The sequence below is a fragment of the Marinagarivorans algicola genome (assembly GCF_001292705.1).
GTDB lineage: Bacteria > Pseudomonadota > Gammaproteobacteria > Pseudomonadales > Cellvibrionaceae > Marinagarivorans > Marinagarivorans algicola.
The window spans coordinates 1-22,423 of record NZ_LGAK01000062.1; the positions used below are offsets into that span (position 1 = coordinate 1).

General features: G+C 44.2%; 15 protein-coding genes. 12 read left to right on the top strand and 3 right to left on the bottom strand.

Annotated features, from left to right (window positions below; genetic code table 11):
* Positions 1 to 931 precede the first annotated feature (931 nt).
* The 3 genes from AC438_RS15015 to AC438_RS15025 all read left to right on the top strand — a co-directional run bounded on the left by AC438_RS15015 (position 932) and on the right by AC438_RS15025 (position 4,647).
* Complete coding sequence (locus tag AC438_RS15015) at positions 932 to 1,978, top strand: NADP-dependent oxidoreductase (protein ID WP_053982079.1); 1,047 nt, start codon at positions 932 to 934, stop codon at positions 1,976 to 1,978.
* A 278-nt stretch (positions 1,979 to 2,256) separates the two neighbouring features.
* Positions 2,257 to 3,627 (top strand): M28 family metallopeptidase, encoded by a 1,371-nt coding sequence (locus AC438_RS15020; RefSeq protein WP_082354205.1) that lies wholly within the window; start codon positions 2,257 to 2,259, stop codon positions 3,625 to 3,627.
* 168 nt (positions 3,628 to 3,795) lie between these two features.
* Positions 3,796 to 4,647, top strand: coding sequence for a DMT family transporter (locus AC438_RS15025; protein WP_202904778.1), 852 nt, complete (start codon positions 3,796 to 3,798; stop codon positions 4,645 to 4,647).
* Positions 4,648 to 4,717: 70 nt separating this feature from the next.
* On the opposite strand, the gene AC438_RS15030 is transcribed toward AC438_RS15025, so the two are convergent.
* Complete coding sequence (locus tag AC438_RS15030) at positions 4,718 to 6,967, bottom strand: patatin-like phospholipase family protein (RefSeq protein ID WP_053982081.1); 2,250 nt, start codon at positions 6,965 to 6,967, stop codon at positions 4,718 to 4,720.
* Between the two features lie 832 nt (positions 6,968 to 7,799).
* Between AC438_RS15030 and AC438_RS15035 the strand changes: the two genes are divergently transcribed.
* Complete coding sequence (locus AC438_RS15035; RefSeq protein ID WP_162230765.1) at positions 7,800 to 10,007, top strand: CBM35 domain-containing protein; 2,208 nt, start codon at positions 7,800 to 7,802, stop codon at positions 10,005 to 10,007.
* 223 nt (positions 10,008 to 10,230) lie between these two features.
* Here AC438_RS15035 and AC438_RS15040 read toward each other — a convergent pair whose 3' ends face one another.
* Positions 10,231 to 13,011 (bottom strand): methyl-accepting chemotaxis protein, encoded by a 2,781-nt coding sequence (locus tag AC438_RS15040; RefSeq protein WP_082354208.1) that lies wholly within the window; start codon positions 13,009 to 13,011, stop codon positions 10,231 to 10,233.
* A 364-nt stretch (positions 13,012 to 13,375) separates the two neighbouring features.
* Between AC438_RS15040 and AC438_RS15045 the strand changes: the two genes are divergently transcribed.
* The 3 genes from AC438_RS15045 (at position 13,376) to AC438_RS15055 (ending at position 16,403) form a co-directional block, all read left to right on the top strand.
* Complete coding sequence (locus AC438_RS15045) at positions 13,376 to 13,756, top strand: response regulator (protein ID WP_053982083.1); 381 nt, start codon at positions 13,376 to 13,378, stop codon at positions 13,754 to 13,756.
* 342 nt (positions 13,757 to 14,098) lie between these two features.
* Positions 14,099 to 16,150 (top strand): oligopeptidase A, encoded by a 2,052-nt coding sequence (gene prlC / locus AC438_RS15050; RefSeq protein WP_053982084.1) that lies wholly within the window; start codon positions 14,099 to 14,101, stop codon positions 16,148 to 16,150.
* Positions 16,151 to 16,169: 19 nt separating this feature from the next.
* Entirely contained in the window at positions 16,170 to 16,403 is a 234-nt protein-coding gene (locus tag AC438_RS15055) for a YheV family putative zinc ribbon protein (RefSeq protein WP_053982085.1), read from the top strand.
* Positions 16,404 to 16,491: 88 nt separating this feature from the next.
* Here AC438_RS15055 and AC438_RS15060 read toward each other — a convergent pair whose 3' ends face one another.
* Positions 16,492 to 17,013 carry a MarR family winged helix-turn-helix transcriptional regulator gene (locus AC438_RS15060; RefSeq protein WP_053982086.1) on the bottom strand — a complete coding sequence of 174 codons (522 nt, stop codon included), beginning with the start codon at positions 17,011 to 17,013 and terminating at the stop codon, positions 16,492 to 16,494.
* A gap of 467 nt (positions 17,014 to 17,480) precedes the next feature.
* On the opposite strand from AC438_RS15060, the gene ectA reads away from it, so the two are divergent.
* The 5 genes from ectA to AC438_RS15085 all read left to right on the top strand — a co-directional run bounded on the left by ectA (position 17,481) and on the right by AC438_RS15085 (position 22,323).
* Positions 17,481 to 18,029, top strand: coding sequence for a diaminobutyrate acetyltransferase (gene ectA, locus AC438_RS15065; protein ID WP_053982087.1), 549 nt, complete (start codon positions 17,481 to 17,483; stop codon positions 18,027 to 18,029).
* A gap of 161 nt (positions 18,030 to 18,190) precedes the next feature.
* Positions 18,191 to 19,498, top strand: coding sequence for a diaminobutyrate--2-oxoglutarate transaminase (gene ectB / locus AC438_RS15070; protein ID WP_053982088.1), 1,308 nt, complete (start codon positions 18,191 to 18,193; stop codon positions 19,496 to 19,498).
* Between the two features lie 52 nt (positions 19,499 to 19,550).
* Positions 19,551 to 19,949 (top strand): ectoine synthase, encoded by a 399-nt coding sequence (locus AC438_RS15075; protein WP_053982089.1) that lies wholly within the window; start codon positions 19,551 to 19,553, stop codon positions 19,947 to 19,949.
* Entirely contained in the window at positions 19,949 to 21,409 is a 1,461-nt protein-coding gene (locus tag AC438_RS15080; protein ID WP_053982090.1) for an aspartate kinase, read from the top strand. Before AC438_RS15075 ends, AC438_RS15080 begins: the two co-directional genes overlap by 1 nt.
* Positions 21,394 to 22,323: a TPR end-of-group domain-containing protein gene (locus AC438_RS15085; protein ID WP_053982091.1), complete on the top strand. Its 930-nt coding sequence runs from the start codon at positions 21,394 to 21,396 to the stop codon at positions 22,321 to 22,323. Before AC438_RS15080 ends, AC438_RS15085 begins: the two co-directional genes overlap by 16 nt.
* Positions 22,324 to 22,423 lie beyond the last annotated feature (100 nt).

Consider the following 22,423-nt stretch of genomic DNA (forward strand, 5'->3'; position numbering starts at 1 on the left):
CCGCCCACCCTAAAACACGCTAAATCATGGCCTTATTACTTCCAGCCATCAACACAGTGTTATTATGGCGTCAAGGTATATATTCAGGCAGGTCAAATTCAGTCGGAGCGCGGTAACGTGAAGGGTAATCGTTAGCCGAAGAGAACACCGGCAAGCACATGGACTCGCTTTAATCACCCAAAAGTATAAAAACTCGATTTAATAATTTTTAGCAATAGAACGTTTTTTCAGAGTGTCTGCCCTCGCGCTGTGACTCGCACTCTTGAGGCACGACTGGCTCTCTGGGATCCAGTGGCCCGTGGGGGCATAGTAAGCAGCTGTTTGAACGCATTAACTTACTTGTGGCTCAAAGGGCTGCAATAGATGATTTACGTGCCTATTTTTTTGACTGGAGTTTTTGATATAGCTGCCTGGATGCTCACTAATATCTGGCCGAAATAATTTAATCCGTGCCGACTCAAAAATAGCATTAGAACAAATAAAGTCGCCGCCTATATCAGTATTTTTAATCACAATATTTAATCGATAATGTTGACCTGAAATCACTTTATCGGTGTGTGGTTTTATTTCACTGCCTTCGGGAAATCGTAAAAAATAAATATCGAATTTTATTGGCCATATGGCCCCACATAAAAGCATCTTATGGTATCGCGTTTTTTGCCTACCTCGCTCCCAACGAAATAGCCGCGCTAAAAATGACATACAACTCCCAGCGCCTAATCATAAAGGCGCGTACACAGATCTGAATACATCGCATTGTAAGGCCCAGAATAACCGCAAGTCATGCCTATAAATACTTGCCTCTTACGGTTGTTTTTACCATCGGTCGCCACCAACATGATATGGCATTACTGGCAGAACACCAAAAGTGTATCGCACACAGTAAACCCGTAAAATCACCCAATGCGCACCCAAGTGCTCAAGAGGCTTTATGACAACATTACAAACCCCCACCAACAATAGGCAAATCACCTTAGCAGCGCGCCCACAAGGCGAGCCAAAGACCTCTGACTTTGCTTTAGTCGAAACCCCCGTCCCAACAATTAGCCAGGGGCAAGTTTTATTACGGACAGTCTATTTATCGCTAGACCCGTACATGCGCGGGCGCATGAGTGATGCAGAATCGTATGCAGACCCCGTCGCTATTGGCGAGGTTATGGTGGGTGGCTCGGTATGCCGTGTCGAGCAAACACGCAACGACAAATACCAACAAGGCGATTGGGTCGTTGCATTTGGCGGCTGGCAAGATTATTGCGTTTCTGATGGCGTCGACTTATTAAAAATACCCGCGCAGCTTGCGCAAAAGTCTTATGCATTAGGTATTTTAGGTATGCCTGGTTTAACCGCTTATATGGGACTAATGGATATTGGACAACCAAAAGCGGGCGAAACTGTAGTGGTAGCTGCCGCGACCGGTGCTGTAGGTAGCCTTGTTGGCCAAATAGCCAAGCTTAATGGCTGTCATGTGGTGGGTATTGCAGGGGGTGCCGAAAAATGCGCATACGCCGTACAAGAGCTAGGCTTTGATGCCTGTGTAGATCATAAGTCAGGCAACTTAAGCGACACCCTAAAACAAGCCTGCCCAAAGGGTATTGACGTGTATTTTGAAAACGTAGGCGGCGCCGTATTTGACGCCGTTATGCCTTTGTTAAATACAAAAGCCCGAATCCCGTTGTGTGGTTTAATCTCGCAATACAACGCCACAGCACTACCACAAGGCCCCGATCGCATAGGCATGCTGATGGGTAAGCTTTTGGTTAAGCGTATTAAAATGCAAGGCTTTATTGTTTTTGATGATTATGGTCACCGCTACACCGAGTTTAGCGATGCTATGTCAAACTGGCTACAAAAAGGCCAAATCAAGTATAAAGAGCACCTAGTGCAAGACCTCAATAACGCCCCCGAAGCCTTTATGGGATTATTAAAAGGCGAAAACTTTGGTAAGTTAGTCGTGCAAGTAGGGCCCGATAGCTTATAAAGCGCGTTTAAACATAAACGCGCCCACTGACTATGATTGATACAGCTAAAAACAGCTGTTATTAACAGTCAATATCAACAATAGCTATAAACAGGCGGGTGTGAGTATTTTATCCTTCTTTTAACACTCACGCCCGCTTAGAACTTGATACTCCTCAACAGCCCTATCGACACCCTACTTTGCAATAATACTGATCTGTCATACTGATAGGTAAAGCGGCGTTACCACGCTACTGTGCAACGCCAGCGATCATCAAAAAAATAACTTAGGGTGAGTCGATGAATATCAAAGCTTTTAATATTGTAAACCTATTGCCACTGATTATGCTGAGCAGCCTATCCTTTGCAGACGATACCAGTAATAGCAAATTGCATAACATTGCACGCAATGTGTCGCCTGATCGCATCGAAAAAGACATTCAAAAATTAGTCAGTTTTGGCACCCGCCATACCTTGTCACAAACCACCTCGAACACAAAAGGCATAGGCGCAGCACGCCGGTGGATTAAAGCTGAGTTCGACAAAATTTCAGCGCAGTGTGGTGGCTGCCTTACGGTGTATTATCAATCAGAAACCATCAGCGACGACAAGCGCATACCCACACCTACAGAAGTGGTCAATGTTATTGCCATTCAAAAAGGGCAATCCGATCCAAATCGTTATGTTGTGATGTCTGGTGATATTGACTCTCGCGTTTCCGATGTTATGAATTTTACCTCTGATGCGCCCGGTGCCAATGACAACGCTTCGGGTATTGCTGGCACCCTTGAAGCAGCGCGCGTACTCTCACAGCATAAATTTCATGGCAGCATTATTTATGCTGCGCTATCGGGTGAAGAGCAAGGTTTGTTTGGCGGTAAAATAATGGCAAAGCAAGCCAAAAAAGAAGGGTGGAAGATTAAAGCCGTTTTAAACAATGACATGATCGGAAATATTGAAGGGGTCAATGGTATTATCAATAATACAACCGCCAGAATTTTTTCTGAAGGTACACGCTCAACCGAAACAGATAAAGAGGCGCGAAGCAGACGCTTTACCGGTGGCGAAGTAGACTCGGCCAGCCGCAACCTTGCTCGCTATATTGATAAAATAGCCGATCAATATATTCCCAATCTAGATACCATGATGATTTACCGGCTAGATAGGTTTGGCCGAGGCGGTCACCATCGCCCCTTTAATCAAGTGGGGTTTCCAGCCGTAAGAATTATGGAAACCAACGAAAACTACAATCGCCAGCATCAGGACTTAAGAACCGAAAATGGCATTCAATACGGTGATACCATTGATGGCGTAGACTTTGATTATGCCGCTAAATTAACAGCGTTAAATGCGGTGTCTTTGGCTTCAATGGCTTTGGCCCCAACACCACCAGCCGATGTTAAAATTGAAGGCGCAGTAAAACCGCACACCACACTGTCTTGGCGCTCGCCATCAAAATCAGAAAACCCGCAGCTTGCCGGGTTTAAAATTTATTGGCGATTAACCGATGCTGCACAATGGCAATTTAGCCGGTTTGTCGGCAAAGTCGATCAATTCACATTAGAAAATGTGGTTATCGATAATTACTTTTTTGGTGTTGCCAGTGTCGCCATTGATGGAACCGAAAGCCCCGTGGTATTTCCTGGCGCGGCAGGCAGTTTTGATCAGTAATCGTATTTTTTAGTTTGTAAATAAACACCTTAATCTGCCGGAGCCAATACAATAAAAATTTCACTTCTTACCCTAATAACATTAGTCGCCTTTGCGGGCAACTCTGTTTTATGCCGTTTAGCCTTAGAGGGCGGGCTAATAGACGCCGGTAGTTTTACAGCTGTGCGCATGATTGCAGGGGCGCTTGCATTAATAGGTTTAATAATAGCGGCAACACTCCATAGCTATTATCAACAACCCCCTAAGACAAAAAGCGAGCACAGCTTATTACAAGCGATTAGTCAAGGCTTAACCTATGGCAGCTGGCTTGGCGCCTTTTGGTTATTTATTTATGCTGTGGGGTTTTCGTATGCCTATATTGTTTTAGGCGCGGGTATGGGCGCCTTAATTTTATTTGGCAGTGTGCAAATCACATTAATAGTCGCCAGTTTAATTACTGGGCAAGCATTACTTAAAACCCAGTGGTTTGGCCTAGCTGTCGCTTTTACAGGTTTTATTACACTCGTATTACCTGGCTCGACGACTGTTAATTATTTAGGGTTTATATTAATGGCTATTGCCGGTGTTACTTGGGGCCTATACACGCTAGCTGGTCGTAATTCAGAGGCAATTAATCAACATAACAGTGAAGTAAAACACCGCTATAAGTATGACCACAAGTATGCCCACAAAAATTTACCTCTTTTAAACACCGGTGGTAATTTTATACGTGCAGCATTTATATGCTTGTGTTTACTGCCGTTATTATTTACACCGTTATGGCAAATGCAGATCAGCACAGAAGGTTTATGGCTGGCTATTAGCGCTGGTGCTATAACATCAGGCGTAGGTTATGCTATTTGGTACGCCGTTTTGCCGCACTTGAGTGTTATATCGGCTGGTGTACTGCAACTACTCGTGCCTTTAATTGCAGTGTTAGGCGGTGTTATATTTGTAGGCGAGCGCATTACACCCAGTCTAATATTAGCTGCGAGTATGATATTGGGTGGCGTATTACTAGTGACTTTAAAGCGCAAATAAAAGCTATCGCGTGTTCAACGCATGTTACAAATGCTGATTGACCACAATTGCAGGCCAATCAGTATACATCTTAAAAGTTTTTGCCCAAATAAAAATACAGCGATTGCTCACCGGTATTGGTTCGGCCAAAACCCAAAGCAATAGGACCAAATTTGGTATTGCTGCCTAAGTAAGCGCTACCGGCAATAATAAAGTCACCGCCATGTATAGTCTCGGTATGCCGCCACACATTTCCCGCCTCTAGGCTTACACCTAGGTAAAGTGGCAACTGATTAAGACCTAATAAGCTACGCCCTAAGTCGTATTGGTACATGCTTGCTGCAAATGCTTTTTTACTACCTGTTAACGTATCACGACTGTAACCGGATAAATTTAAAAATCCACCTAAATGAGCTAAGTACACACTTTCATTATTTTTTTGGGTGAAGGCTTCAGCATAAGAGGCTTTTACAACAACGGTATGATGACCTAAATTAAAAGCCGTTTTCCAATTCGCATCCAAAAATACAGAGCTAATCTTATTGGCGCCAGGGGCACGCTCAACCACAGGATGCGCATCAACATCCTCTTCACGCCAATAGCCTTCAATGGATAAATAAGTGCCCTGTGTTGGAAAGCTAATGCTATCTAAGTCATCAAACCCAAAGGCCATGTAGCCTCCACGCGCCGTGTATTTCACATTATCGCCAAGAAAAAAACGGTTACTTAGATGGCCGATCTCAGTAGTGAGGCCGACTTCAGCAAAGCCTGCTTGTGTATAATTAAAACCTAACCCTTGCCGCAAGGTATACGCTTGTTGCTCAATATTAATTAACAGATTATCTTCGACCAATAACCCCCATTCAAATGCTTGGTGGTTAAGCCGGCTACTGCTATAAAAACGACGACGACTCTCGAGTGGCAAATAAAACTCACTACTAAAAGCGCGTCGTGCACCCAAGGTTAATTCATTACGCCACTCACCGCCATTGTGTGTTAGCTCGCGTAAAGTAAAGGCGATATCAAGGTTAAGATCGGAATGGCTACTAAAGTCATCCTCCCACCCCACACCTAAATTAAGATAATTAGGCCCCCAGGATTTTTTATATGGCGTCACCGCGAGTACAGCATTATCACCCTCCAAATAAGTTCGTGCATCCACACGTTGAAACTCATCGATTGCATATAATTGACTAATAGCGCGATTTAAAATCTTCTCATCGATAGGCTCTTTTATATTTAAATTGAGCTTTTCTAAAATAAGATTTTTGTGCAAAGTGGTTTTTTTGTTTAATTCAATACGCTGAATAGGTTTATCGGCCCGCGCTAATATATCGGCATGCCTTTGTTTACGCTGCTGTTGATACTGCATGTAATCTTTATCATCGAGGCTAAAAACGATTAGATCGTTCAAATGTAAATTGGCCGCCTCTGTGCCACGCTTTAGCGCCTCACTCAGCACTCCCCAATCAGTCGTCGACAACCCCTCAATATCGGGGCGAATTAAAATATCGTGCTGATTTAATAAATCTTTTTGTGCGTGACTATTGGTGTTTGTCAAAAATGCCGAGAGCTGACTCAACACAGCAAACGTATCTTTTAGATCTTCACGTTTAAGTAAATCACTACCAATATCAACAGCAATCACAATATCGGCACCCATTTCGCGCACAATATCCACAGGAATATTTTTGGTCAGGCCACCATCAATTAATAGCAAATCATTTAAATATGCTGGCGCCAACGCACCTGGCACCGTCGATGACGCCTGCATCGCCGCAATTAAACTACCACTATCAAGCACCACGGCTTTATAGCTGGCTAAATCCGTCGCTATAGCACGATAAGGAACAGCAAGCTCATCAAAACTAGTAAAATCAGGTTGTATGCCAACCGCTTCACGTAGCAATTCAGACATGGTTTGACCGTTCAATACACCGCTGGGCATGCGTATTGTGCCATCATGAATACCGACGGCTAATGCGATATTAAACTGGTCAGTCTGTTGCTTTACTCGCCAAGGCAGTGCCTGCCTAGGAATACTATCGGAATAACCCGCATCCCAGTCTGTTTCTAACATGATTTTTTCAATGCTTTGGGCGCTGAAGCCCATAGCATATAAACCACCCACTACTGAGCCAATGCTAGTACCTGCAATATAATCTACAGGAATCTTATGCTGTTCTAAAACTTTAAGCACACCAATATGCGCAGAGCCTTTAGCGCCACCACCACCCAGCGCCAAACCAATTTTAGGTCTAGCCTGTAACGCTTGACTAATGAGTGACAAGCTGCAAAATAATACACACAACAACCACAATGGTCGACGAAAAAAATACACGCTAGATTCCTTAAATTGTCGAAGAGCGACAGAGAAAAATTGGATATGAGCATAGGGCATTTGTTACAGCTACCTCTACAATAACGCCGATGCAGCCCTGTATTGCGCTGACTTAAAGTAATGCATTTAAAAAGCCTACACAATCGCCTAGTCGACAACACCTACCAAAATACCATGAAAAATAACGTACCTAAAGTATCTATCGATCGCTACACCATATGCTGAACCAATCCCCGTCGCGCAACAATCTGAGTTTTTTATTTTAAGCGTTGCACTGCAGAAAACTAGCTCGCACCTTTAGCCAATGTAACAAAAAAATAGGGTGTTTCAGAAATTGCCTTTAGAGTGTTGGAACGTAAGAGTTGTATGCCACTGACCAATGTGATGATTAGCCGTATAAACACTGACTTGTTTGCACGTGGATTCAACTCCGAAGTGCGTAATATATTTAAAGCTGTATCAGTTTAGTTACGCCAAGGCTCGCGCACAAAAGCTTGTATCTTGGTTGAGATACTGCTGCGTAATCAGCGCTAAAAAGTTTGTGAGTTTTTTGCACGTGGACACACGCCTTACTCACAGCATCAATAAAGCACCCAATAAAGACCTGCACGCGCCCTGCATTGAAAAGGATAGCGCTCCTTCGCCTGCATGTGATGAGCCTCACATATAACCCCAAAACACCACAATATTGTACAAAAAACACTCAAAACACGATAGCCTCGCGATATTAAAATGCTGACGACATACTTAGTATTGTATATTTAATATGTATTGCTATTTCCCGATTCATCATCGGCATTACCTTAATCACAACAACTTAAGAGTCACTTCCATGAAAGTTCGCACCTATCGTTGGCTAAAAGCCGCATCTCTCATTACTAGTGCGGCTTGGCTAGCCGCATGCTCTGGCGGCAACAGTACTGGCTCTAGCGTTCAGGTATCAGTATCAAGCGCGCCCTCTTCTATCGCGTCTTCTGTTGCCTCTAGCTCCGTGATTGCACCATCGAGCGTAGCGCTTAGCTCATCCAGTATCAGCGTTATCCATTCATCAAGTTCTTTGTCGAGCAGCTCTGTTACGCCCACTCAGAGCTCAGCCGCTAGCGTGCCCAGTACAACCCCAGCCATACAAACTTTTAGTTTTGAACAAGCCCGCTTAGAGGGCGAATCTACCTTAAAAGCTGATAGCGCTTACTTAGGTAATGGCGGCACAGGCTCGGCCGTCGTGTGGGACTTTACTGTTGCACAAGCGGGTGAGTACAAAATCACGCTCAACTACAGTACCCCTGGCAGTAAAGTTAACCATTTGGTGATGGGCGCAACGGCCACAAAATTAGAATTTAATGCTGCTATGCCCACCGATATTTCTCGCGTGGTGAGCCTTGAGCCAGGTGAGCATTTTGCCGGCCTAGAAGCCCGCAGTGGTGATTGGGGCAATATGCACGCCCACCAATTGCAAGTTGAATTACTCGGCAGCCTAACCATTAACCAACCCGATAACTTTAGTGCCTTGCCAAGCGGTGCCGACGTCAATATTGCATTTGATAAAGCGGGCACAGGCGCACTCACTTACACCGTGAATGATGGTGCGCAAAAACTTTATACCGGCCCTAGCCCGCTCGCACTAGGCACCTTAGCCGATGGCATTTACACCTTTAAGTTTGGCCTAGAAAACACCGGTATTAGTGTTAACCGCCGCATAACCGTTGGCGCCGTCACCGAAGCTCAATTTGTAGAAACAGCCGGTACGCAATTTGTACTCGGTAGTAAACCGTTTTATTTTAACGGGACTAACCAATACTATTTAATGTACAAACCCGAGCAAATGGCCGAAGATTTTTTTAAACGCGCCAAAGCCTTAGACATTACCGTAGTGCGCACCTGGATGTTCTGTAATAGTGACAGCACACACGATGGAGCCTGCATCAATAAACGCGTGGGTAGCGAGTTTATTTTGACTAAAAAGCCAGAAGACCGCACAGCCGAAGAGCAAGCGCTTATTAAGCGCAGCTTCGAATTATTTGATAATTACGTTGCCTTAGCCGAGCAGCACGGAATTCGCCTGATTTTATCACTCGCCGATCACTGGGACTTTTTTGGTAGCTTTCAGTATTACGCCGGCGGTACAGGCCAAACCAGCACCGCATACGCGAATGCAGCCGCTAGGCAAACATTCAAAGATTATATTTCTGCGGTTATTAATCATCGTAATGTCATCACCGGTAAAAAATATAACGAAGACCCAACCATCATGATGTGGGAACTCGCCAACGAGCCACGTCCAGGCAGCGATGCCATAGGTTTCCAGACATGGGTTGATGATATTGCTGCGCATGTCACCATCGAGGCGCCCAAGCAATTAATTTCGATTGGCATGGAGTCATCATTTGGTGAGTCTGGCGGTGGCGATGGTTATGACGCACTCAAAGGGTTTAACAGCAACCCAAATATTGATGCCATCAGCGGTCATCTTTACCCTAAAGCATGGACACTCAGTGATGCCGAAGTACTCGGTACCTTAGAGCAGCTAGCCAAACTAGGACGTGAACTTAACAAGCCTACTTATATGGGTGAATTTGGCTGGCGCACTAATGTTTTACGTGAATACGATGGCGCTGACTATATTGATAAAGAAGTGGCCTTAGGCCCCAATTCAGACCAAGCAGAGGTCACCGCTTTTGTTAAAAAATCACTCGCACAGCGTACGCAATTTTTTACCGCATGGTATGCCAAGGCTTGGGAGTTACGCGATGTCATGGGCGGTATGGTGAGCTGGCAATTATCAGGCTTAGAGTGGGGTAATGGCAGTAATGATCCACAATGGGGCTCTGGCGACTATGGCGTATACGCTAACGGTTGGAGTGGCAACCACGATGGCTATCAACTTTATTGTGTCTTAAATGATAGTGAATACAGCATCACTACCCTTGGCGCTATTGGTAAAAACATGGAAGGTCAAACGATTCATCTCCAAGAGCACAAGCCGGTATGTGATTTAATTAAGGAATATTCCAAAAAGTATATCGACTTAAATAATCTATAGTGATTATTTAAGCTGCAATAAAAAAGGAGCATCCGCCCAAGCATGCAGGCGTGGAGGTAAACTTTACACCTGCATAGGGATATGCAAGATTAAACGTTGCACGAATATAAGGTCGAATAGCATAAAGTCAAAGAGCGGCCCAGTCCCCAGTCAATGATTAAAGCATTCGAGTGATCACTTGAATGCTTTTTTGTGTCTCATCTATTAGTGCTGTCACTCATTTTTAGCCTGTACGAAAAAAACTAATCAGTTTGAGTAGCTCGTCTGCCTGGTTACTCATACTGATACTCGCCGCTGATGCCTCTTCGACCATGGCGGCATTTTGCTGTGTCATCGCATCCATTTGCATCACCGTCGTATTAACCTGCTGAATGCCATCGGTTTGCTCTTGCGATGCCTGATTGATTTCGGCGATCAGCGCTGACACACTTTTTATCGCTGCAACAATTTCGGTTAGTGTACTGCCTGATTTATTCGCGAGCTGCGTGCCATCGGCAACTTTTAATACGCTATCATTAATCAGGGTTTTAATTTCTTTAGCGGCACTTGCGCTGCGCTGCGCTAAGTTGCGTACTTCACCAGCAACTACCGCAAAGCCACGCCCTTGCTCGCCTGCTCTTGCCGCCTCGACTGCGGCATTTAATGCCAGCAGATTTGTTTGAAATGCAATTTCATCGATCACACTAATAATGTCTGATATTTTTTTACTGGCCGATTCGATTTCTGACATGGCAGTAATAGTATGCGTAATCACATCGCCGCCATACTCGGCCTTTTGTGTGGCTTCTATCGAGAGTTTATTGGCGTAATCAGCATTACTAGAGTTTTGCGAGGCCGTAGATGTTAGCTCTTCAACACTGGCTGCACTTTGCTCAAGACTCGCCGCCTGCTCTTCGGTTCGCTGGCTTAAATTAGCAGAGCCACTTTGCACCTCTTGCGCCGATGTACTAACGTATTTAGCACGCTGCGCAATTTCTGTAAATACTCGATTTAATCGATCCAATGTCGAGTTCATTGCTTGACCAAGTAAGTTGAACTCCCCTTCTAAGCTCTGTGTAATCATTTTAGTTAAATCGCCTTCTGCTAAAGCAAATAACGAGTCACTAATTAAAGCGACTGCTTCTTTTTGGGCGGTAATATCTGTGGCGTATTTAACCACCTTACAGGGCTTATTATTGGTATCGTAAATAGGGTTATATGAAGCTTGTATCCAAACAGTTTTATTATTTTTTGCAACCCGCTTAAATTCACTAGAAATAAAATGACCTTCGCGCAGGGTTTTCCAAAAATCGGTATATTCTTTAGTGTCTCGGTAATCAGGCTCTACAAATAATGAATGATGCTTACCTTGAAGCTCTTCGAGTTGATAACCCATTGTGTGTAAAAAATTCTCATTGGCTGTGATGATTGTACCGTCAAGGTTAAACTCTATAACGGCTTGTGACTTTGAAATGGCCTGCAGTTGCCCCATAAAATCGGCATATTGGTTTTTTTGATGGGTGATATCTGAAGCGTATTTGACCACTTTAAAAGGCTGACCATTGGCATCCATAATGGGATTATAAGAAGCTTGAATCCATATTTCTTTACCCTGATTACCTAGGCGCTTAAATTCGCCAGCGATATACTCCCCACGCTGTAATTTTTGCCAGAATTCACGATACTCTGCACTGTTTTTGAGTGCTTCATCCACAAACATCGAATGATGATGGCCTGCGATCTGCTCCAGCGTATAATTAACCGCAGCTAAAAAATTGTCATTGGCCGTAAGAATCGTGCCATCCATATTAAATTCAATCACAGCTTGTGATTTACCAATTGCCGCTATTTGACCGGCCGAGTCAGCTTGAATAAGTTTTTCTTGTGTAATATCAGTGGCATATTTAATGATCTTGCATGGCTTACCTTGAGGATCTAAAATAGGATTATAAGAAGCTAATATCCAAACTTCTTTACCACTTTTAGTGAATCTTTTATATTCAGCTGATTGAAATTGGCCCTGTTGTAATTCGGCCCAAAAATGTCGATACTCCGCACTATTAGCATATTCGGGCGCTACAAAAATAGAGTGATGCTGTCCTTGTATATCCGATAGAGCATAGCCCATGGTATCTAAAAAATTTTCATTGGCGTACAAAATGATGCCGTTAAGATCAAATTCTATCACCGCTTGAGATTTATTCATTGCTGCAATTTGACCAGCTGAATAGGCGCGCTCTATTTTTTGCTGAGTTATATCGATAGCATACTGAATAATTTTATAAGGTTTTTTATTGGCGTCTAAAATAGGGTTGTAAGAAGCTTGAATCCACACCTCTTGCCCCTGCTTATTCACCCTCATACATTCGTTGCTTTCGTGATGCCCCTGCGCAATGCGCTGCCAAAATGCTTGGTACTCTTGAGAGCTCGCAGCATCATCGCTCATCAATAAACGATGATGCTGCCCTTTAAGCTCGACTAAGGTATAACCGACAATATCAAGAAAAATATCGTTAGCCGAAATTATGTGACCTGTCATATCCAACTCAACAACACCGAATGACTGGTTAAGAGCCGACATATAACCTTGAGCATCGATAGCCTGTACTTTTGCTGAGGTGATATCAATTGCAGATGCGATAACTTTATACACACAATGATTGTCATCAAATACAGGGGTATAGCTAGCTTGCAGCCATCGCTCTTTACCGTGTTGATCAAGACACTTAAAGGTATCGTGAATCACATTGCCTTGCTGTAATCGCTGCCAAAAAGTTTTATAGGCATCACTATTTTGGGTCGCACTGTCAACAAATAGCGAATGATGCTGGCCTTGAATATCTGATAACGTATAACCTACTAACGCCAAAAAATGAGCATTGACAGCAATTATTTTACCATTAGGTTCAAACTCAATGAGTGCCAATGATTTATCGAGGGCCGTCATTTTAGCAGCTAAGTCATTATTTTTTAGGGCTTTTTTTATTTTTTCATCCGATTGAAACATAGAAAAAAAATCCAGCATAAAGCACTCCACAAAAAGACATATATCGTAGAGTATAGAAGGAAGCACAGTAATCACTGAACGATTTACAAGAGGCTTATATTAATACGTAATATAAGCTGCAAGCCTCGCGTTGTTTACAATACCAACACTACCCCCTTCAAACACTCACGATAAGACACACTAACAACAAACCATCTAATTTTTCAGTCAACCCGCTAAACCCCGCCGGATAGAGTACTAAGCGATAGCTTGAACAGCCCAGTCAATGCTTGATTTGTGCTTCATTTCGGTATCGCCAATATAGTGGCTAAAAAAATGTTATTTATACGACACAATCACAACCTATGCCTATACTTTAACCATCATCAAACAGGAGCTTACGATGAGCAAGGGGCATGTATTAGTAGTAGAGGATCACCCAGACAATCAGCAGCTCGTCACTTGGATACTCGAAGATGAAAAGTATGAGGTGACCTGCGCAGGCAGTGCAGAAGAAGGGCTTGAGCTACTCAAAAACCATCGCTATATCGCCGTATTGATGGATATCTCGCTACCGGGTATGGATGGCAAGCAAGCCACGCAAAATATCAGGCAACACCTAGGGCTAACACAGCTACCTATTTTTGCCTTGACCGCTCACGCCTTACAATCCGAGCACAACGCTATTATGCAAAGCGGTGTTACCGGCTTGCTCACTAAACCCATCGACGAAACCGAGCTGGTTGCCGTACTCGCTGAGGCTGTGATTAGCGCTGAGCTTTAGCACGCCGTTTACCGTTTAATATTGGGGTTTAGCGTTCTTGCCCGTTATGCTATGTCGCTACTGTGCTGGGCTACACATCGATACAAGACATACTCTAAATACACAAATAGCGCTCCCCTCTCGTATCTCTAAAAAACGCCCTTATATAGGCTACAACAACCCTATCAGGTAACCTCTCAAAGTGGCCACAATTAGGATGTTATTCGACATAATTATCGGCCTAGCTGAGCCGTGATCTATTGTGTACTTTTTACCTGCCCCACTCATGAATATTGAGTATTCATGAAAATGCACAAAACACCCAAAGCGTATTTATCCGCGACATTAACTTGAAGGCTTGATATGTCTAACCCATTATTGCAACAACACCCTCTTCCCCCTTTTAGCGCCATCACACCTGAGCATATTGTGCCAGCTGTTGAAGCGCTTACACAAAATAACCTTACAGCACTAGCGCAACGCCTTAAAAACTTAGAGACACCCACATGGCAAAATTTAATCGCGCCACTTGAAGCCGACGGTGACACACTGGCTCAAGCTTGGGCGCCGGTGGGTCATTTAAATCTAGTATGCAATACGCCCGAGCTACGTGAAGCCCACGAAAAAGCACTCGCGCTATTAAGCCCTTACTATACCGCCTTGGGGCAAAACCAAGATTTATATCAAGCGTATCAACAACTCAAAGACAGCAAAGACTTTGCCAAGCTAAGCCAAGCACAGCAAACTGCCATCGAGCATGCCCTAAGAGATTTTAAATTAAGTGGCATTGACCTGCCCAAAGACAAGCAACAACGCTATGGCGACATACAAGCGGAGCTTTCAAAGCTGACTAGCCAATTTAGCAACAACGTTTTAGATGCCACTCAAGGCTGGTTTTATCACACTCAGGAGCTCGACGACTTGCAGGGCCTACCTGAGTCGATTATTGCAGCCGCCCAAAGCGCAGCCACAAAAAAAGGCAAAACAGGTTATGTATTAACACTCGATGGCCCGGTATATATGGCTGTTATGACCTACGCTGATAACCGCGAGCTACGCCATGCACTGTACCAGGCTTACGGTACCCGAGCGTCCGATCAAGGCCCTACAGCTGGGCAATGGAATAACGCCGACTTACTCGAAAGTATTTTGACACTCAGGCAAGAGCTAGCTGCACTACTAGGCTTTAAGCACTACAGCGAACTCTCACTCGCAACCAAAATGGCCCAAAGCCCAGAACAGGTTATTACCTTTTTGCAAGATATGGCCGCCAAAGCAAAACCAGCTGCACAAAAAGATTTAGCCGAGCTCAAGGCGTGGGTGCAAAGTGAATACAACATCACCGACTTACAGCACTGGGATATCAGCTATTACAGCGAAAAACTTCGCCAAAAAAAATATGCCGTTTCCTCCGAGGAAATTCGCCAATACTTTACACTGCCTAAAGTTATTGCTGGTCTATTTGATGTCGCCAATAAACTCTATGGTATCACCATCAAGGAAGTTGGCCGCGATGACTTATGGCACGATGATGCACGCTATTTTGAAATCAGTAAACCCGACGCCAGTGGTACACCCCAAAAAATAGCCGCCTTTTATTTTGACTTGTATACCCGCGAAGGAAAACGCGGTGGCGCTTGGATGGACGATTGCCGCGTACGCCGCCAAACACCTGAAGGCTTACAGCTACCTGTGGCCTTTTTAGTATGTAATTTTAATGGACCTGTAGCCGGTAAGCCCGCACTATTGACCCATTCTGATGTCACCACCTTATTCCACGAATTTGGCCATGGCTTGCACCATATGCTGACACAAGTAGAGGTTGCAGCGGTGAGCGGTATTAACGGCGTAGAGTGGGACGCAGTAGAACTACCCAGCCAATTTATGGAAAATTGGTGCTGGCAACCTAACGTGCTTAAATCCTTATCGGCTCATGTAGATTCTGGTGCTGCATTGCCTGATGCGTTAATCGCCAAAATGTTAGCCGCCAAAAATTTTCAATCAGGCATGTTTTTAGTACGTCAAATTGAATTTGCACTCTTTGATATCACCTTGCATGCACAGTATGGCAGCGACACCTTTAGTAGCGTGCAAAATGTATTGGATAATATTCGTCAACAAGTCGCCGTGGTTATACCACCGGCTTTCAATCGCTTTCAAAATAGCTTTACGCATATTTTTGCCGGCGGTTACGCCGCAGGCTATTACAGCTACCTCTGGGCCGAAGTGTTATCTGCCGATGCTTTTGCTGCCTTTGAGGAAACCAGCCTATTTGATACCACAACAGGTCAACGCTTTTTAGACGAAATACTGTCAAAAGGCGGCAGTCAAAGTGCTGCTGTTTTGTTTAAGAACTTTCGCGGACGTGAACCCTCCGTCGAAGCCTTATTGCGCCACAGCGGTATTGCCACCTAAACAACGAGATAACTATATTATGACAGCCAAAAAACGCTTTATTGCTGGCGCGGTGTGCCCCAAGTGCGGTGCAATGGACCGTATTGTGATGTACAAAAAGGACGACAAAGACTATCGCGAATGCGTAGCTTGCGGGTTTAATGACGAGATGCGCTTTAAGCCGCAAGCGCGTGAGCTCGATACCCGAGTAAATGTCACCGAACAAGAAAAACAAGACACCCAAGTGGTTAAAATATTAATACCTAAGGATTAGCACCTAGCCGTTAACGATCACCAATACTAAACCGCTCTCGTTAACGGCTATTCTTGTGCTCACACCTACACGACGACACCCACCATAATTAATGATTGCCGTCATTCAAATACGCCTCACCCTGCACAGGCTCACTACCGTGGCGGTCTAATACTCCCACATCAAGCATCGGCGCTGCATCAATATGCTGTGCGTCCATCATATGCGCAACACGCTGCAACGATGAAATGATCATAGTTTTCTCCCAGTCTTGCAAATTTGCAAACTGACGAGCAAAGTGATCTTGTAAAGGAATAGGCGCTTTTACTAATACGCTTTGCCCCTCGCTGGTCAAAAAAGCATGCACTTTTCGCTTATCTTCTGTTGAGCGCTCCCTAAAGACTAAACCGCGTTTTTCGAGGCGATCAAGTATTGTTGTTACCGTCGCTTGGCTTAAGCTCATTTCAGCCGCTAACTCACCGATCGTTACCTGCCCCTTATCTCGCACTGTTTGTAATAAGAGTATTTGTGGTGCTGTTAAGCCAGTCGTTTTGGCCAAATGCTTAGAGTGCAAATCAGTTGCTCGAATGACTCGCCGCAACGCTACTAGTACACTTTCTATGTCGCTCATTATGTCACTTCCTCATCAGTGGCTTTGTTAGCAAGTCACTGTACATCTACTAATATTAATTGAAGGCCAGCATTATATACATCGTATAACCGGCCTACCTCACATAAATTGTCAAAAAAACAGCTTATTTAGCGGCATAGGGCCGCCATAGCGTCACACACTCAAAAACAAAAATATCAAGATTCACTGCAACACGACAAAAAATAGCAGCATACAGGTTGTGCTTTAACCTGCACTTGAGTGTGCGCTCTAAGAACTCAATCACATTCCCGATATGATCAAAAAACAGGCTATAGACAAAAATATTATTTAGTGTACTATACTTACAGCTCTAAACATTATACTGAGCCCAAATTAAGGTTATTTACTGCTATAAACCTAAAATTAACAGCGCCGACATTTAGAAGTATAAATATTAGCGCTGCTCGCTCATTGTTTTTCATTTAAAAAGAGGGTTCTTCTTCGCAATGAATACCGCAACGGTCTTTGATAGACCGGAGGTAACAGATGGCATGCTTGTACATACGCTCGTGCAGCACTGCCCCCCGCTCGATACAAATTCCAGTTACTGTAATCTTTTGCAATGCAGCCATTTTGCTGATACCTGCATTACCGCCAAACGAGCCGGTGAGCTTATTGGCTTTATTAGTGGCTATAGGCTACCTAACCAACCTCATACATTATTTATTTGGCAAGTGGCTGTCAGTAGTGACGCCCGTGGCTGTGGTTTAGCCAGCCAAATGCTATTGCAGTTACTCGCCCGCCCAAGCTGCCAAGGCGTACAACAAATAGAAACCACCATCACTAGCGATAATGCAGGCTCTTGGGCTTTATTCACCAAGCTCGCCAAGCAACTCGATGCACCGCTAACGCGTCATACACACTTTGAGCGCGATACACATTTTGCTGGGCAACACGATAGCGAGCTACTGGCTCGAATTGGCCCAATTTCCTCAGCTACCTGTACAGCCAACACTGTAGAGCCCCTAAACAAGCAACCGCCACCTACACTCTAAACTGTCGCTTTTATTGCATAACTTTGGTGTATTGGCATCCGCTTTATGCGTGCTTTTACTAACAGCTTACATTAGCTTTATTTGCATTAACCTTATTCGCATTAATAAGGTACGCCACCACCGCGTGTACCTTTATATTTCAGTAACTCAACGGAGTTTTTATGAAAATTTTTGAAGAAATTGAATCAGAAGTTCAATCTTATGCCCGCTCATTTCCACGTATTTTCAACCGCGCTGAAGGCGAGCATATTTACGACGAAGACGGCAACCAATATCTCGATTTTTTAGCTGGCGCAGGCACACTCAATTACGGTCATAACCACCCGCTATTCAAAGAAAAGCTCATAGAATATATTCAGGCCGACGGCATTACTCACGGCTTAGACATGCATACAAAAGCGAAAGGTGATTTTTTAAATACCTTTAACGATAAAATCTTAAAACCCCGCGACCTTGATTACATGGTGCAATTTACAGGGCCCACAGGTACAAATGCTGTAGAGGCCGCCCTTAAATTAGCGCGCAATGTAACCGGTCGTGAAAACGTTATTGCCTTTACTAACGGTTTTCATGGCGTAAGTTTGGGCGCGCTAGCGACCACAGGTAATTCACATCATCGCGGTGCAGCGGGCACCAGCTTAGGCGGTGTTACGCGCATGCCATTTGACGGCTATTTAGGTGAAGATGTGTGCACAACCGCTTACCTCGAAAAAGTACTCAACGACTCTAGCAGTGGCATTGATAAGCCTGCCGCGGTAATTGTTGAATGCGTACAAGGCGAAGGCGGAATTAATGTTGCCAGTGCCCAATGGCTACGCGCTTTAGCTGATATTTGCAACCGACATAAAATTTTATTGATTGTCGATGATATTCAAGCTGGCTGTGGCCGCACTGGTAGCTTTTTTAGTTTTGAAGAGGCAGGAATTAAGCCAGATATCATCACCTTATCGAAATCACTCAGTGGTTACGGTTTACCTTTTGCCGTTGTATTAATGAAGCCCGAACTCGATCACTGGAAACCAGGCGAGCATAACGGTACCTTCCGCGGTAATAATTTGGCCTTTATTACAGCAACAGCTGCCATCAATCACTTTTGGAGTGATGACAAATTCAGCAAGAGCGTTATACATAAAGGCCAAATTATTGAGAAGCGTCTTAATAAAATTGCCGATGCCTACGGCGAAGGTAATTTTGTAACATCAGGCCGCGGTATGATGCGTGGCATTAACTGCGTCAACGGTGATATTGCCGGTAAAATTACTCGCAAATGTTTTCAAAATGGTCTCATGATTGAAACCAGCGGCGCTGACGATCAAGTCGTTAAATTTTTATGCCCCTTGATTATTAGCGAAGCGAATCTTAATAAAGGTATTGATATTGTCGAAGCCGCTATTCATGACATTTGTGCCAAAGAAGATAACATCCCAGAAAGTGATGATTATTTTGACGATGTTAAACTTGCCAGCTAATCCCTCACGCCTACGGGTTAACACACTGATTGATGAGTAAAAGAGCTTAAATATGATAGTTAGAGATTTAAAGTCAGCACAAGAACAAGGTCGTAAAATTGTCGACCCTAAAAACAATTGGGACAGTACACGCCTTATCCTTAAAGAAGATAATATGGGGTTTTCATTCCATATTACGACCATTTATAAAGGCGCCGATTTCCAAATGCATTATCAGAATCACTTAGAATCGGTATACTGCATTAGTGGTACCGGTGAGATTGAAAACCTTGAAGATGGCAAAAAATACCCCATCAGCCCAGGCACTCTGTATGTTTTAAATAATAATGACAAACATATTTTAAGAGCCTTTGAAGAAATGAGCATGGCCTGTGTTTTTAACCCGCCGCTGACCGGACGCGAAGTACACAACGCCGAAGGTGCCTATGAACTGAGTGCCGGGGAGATTTAATGCCAGCCACACAGCCACAAACACATCACACCATAGAAAAAATTGGTGGCACATCGATGAGCCATTATTCGGCCATTCGCGATAACATTATCCTGAAACCACAAAGTGGAACGGGGCCTTATCAGCGTGTTTTTGTCGTGTCGGCTTATGGCGGTATTACCGATAAACTATTAGAGCACAAAAAAAATGGCGCACCTGGTGTGTATGGGCAATTTGCCAATAGCCTAGAAGATAGCAGCTGGTTACATAGTCTTGAGGCATTGCGCCATGAACTTCACTCTATTAATGCCAGCTTTTTTGACAGTGATATTGCCTTGCAAAAGGCCAACATTTTTATTGACGAACGCTTAAATGATGCTAAGCAGTGCCTTCTCGACTTGCATAGTTTGTGTAAACATGGGCATTTTTCCCTCGCCTTACATTTGGATACAGTGCGCGAAATGCTTGCGAGTATTGGCGAGGCGCACAGCGCTTGGAATACTGCTACATTATTAAAGCGTGATGGCATCAACGCGCGCTTTGTAGACTTAACCGCTTGGCGCTCAAATAAGCACCTACCTTTAGATGAGCGTATTCGACAAGCTTTCAGCGATATCGATTTAAACACAGAGCTTCCGATCGTGACAGGCTATGCACACTGTCAAAACGGCTTAATGTCGTCATTTGACCGTGGCTACAGCGAGATGACTTTTAGTCGCCTAGCGGTGATTACTGGAGCTAGCGAAGCGGTTATTCATAAAGAGTTTCACCTAAGTAGTGCCGATCCTCGTGTTGTTGGTGAAGACAAAGCCGTACCCATTGGGCGCACCAATTACGATGTTGCCGACCAACTTGCTAATTTAGGCATGGAAGCGATTCACCCTAAAGCGGCAAAAGGTTTGCGCCAAAACAATATCCCTTTGCGCATCAAAAACACCTTTGAACCTGAGCACGCCGGTACGCTAATTACCGGAGATTACGTTAGTAACAAGCCATGTGTAGAAATTATTGCCGGGCGCAAGGGTGTTTATGCATTAGAGCTATTTGATCAAGATATGGCTGGCAAGTATCATGATTATGACACTCAGGTCATCGCTATTATCAAACGCTTTAAAGCCGATGTAATCTCTAAAGATACTAACGCCAATACAATCACACATTATTTATCAACCAATTTAAAAACCATGAAACGCATGCGCTCGGAGCTAGAGCGATTATTCCCCGAGGGTGAAGTCAATCAACAAAAAGTCGCCATCGTTTCAGCAATTGGTAGCGATATGCAGGCACCTGGTATGCTCGCTCAAGCGGTACAGTCAGTCGCTAAAAATAATATCAATATCTTAGCAATACACCAATCCATACGCCAAGTTGACATGCAGCTAGTTGTTAACGAAAATGATTACAATCAAACCATTCAAAGCTTGCATCAAGCCTTAGTAGAAGTACACGATCACGGACGCGCAATATGCCTAGCCTCCTAAAAAGCAACCTCACACGCTTGCTTACTCAAAAATCAGCGCAGTGCTTCACTGCGCTGATTTTTCTTTTTTGTCTGCCTGCCATGGCACAAACGCCACCCTCTTCGGACAAAATCACAGCGCAATCTGCACAAGAAACCGCCAAGACACTCAGCGAACCGCTGTATAATCCCTTTATAGAGCGCTATATACTCGATGAGATGAAACAACTGCGCATTGATCAGGCTCAAACTAAAAACGAATTAATTCAACAAATTGTTGATCGTGAGCACCGCTCTGTTGATCGCGCTGTTGCTTATGCGACCGATACCGTCTCTTACTTTTTCTACTTAATTGCTGCTGCCACGTCAATTTTAGTCTTAATCGGTTGGACCTCTATTCGCGAGATCAAAGAGCGCGTTCACTCACTCGCCGACGAGGAAATATCACGCTTGGTTCAGCAATATGAAAAGCGCTTAGAGACCATCGAAAGTGAGATACAGAAAAAAACCGCACATATTCAGGCAAACCGTAAAGAAATAGAACTCACCCAAGAGGTGCAGTCCTTATGGCTGCGAGCACAACAAGAGTCCGCCCCCTCAAGTAAAATCATTATTTACGATAAAATATTACAATTGCGCAGTGATGACTGCGAAGCTCTGACTTATAAAGCGGATACGGTATTGGAGTTAGATGAGCCTCAGTGGGCCGCTAATTTATGCCATCAGGCACTAGAGATAGACCCGCAAAATAGCCATGCTTTTTATCAGCTAGGTTGTTCATATGCCGCACTGAACAACCCTGATGAAGCTGTGCAGTTTTTACATAAAGCGATTGCCAAAAACGAAAGCTACCGCAACGAGTTGCAAACAGATCCAGCGCTGCAAAGCCTTAAGAATTTCGAACCTTTTCAACGTCTCATTAGCGCTACGCCTTGAGGTGGGTATGACATTTGATCTATCAAGCCCCGGTAAGATATAAACGCCGCCTTGCCGGTAATGCTTAGCTGATAACCTGCAAGGTCTACAAAAATCTACT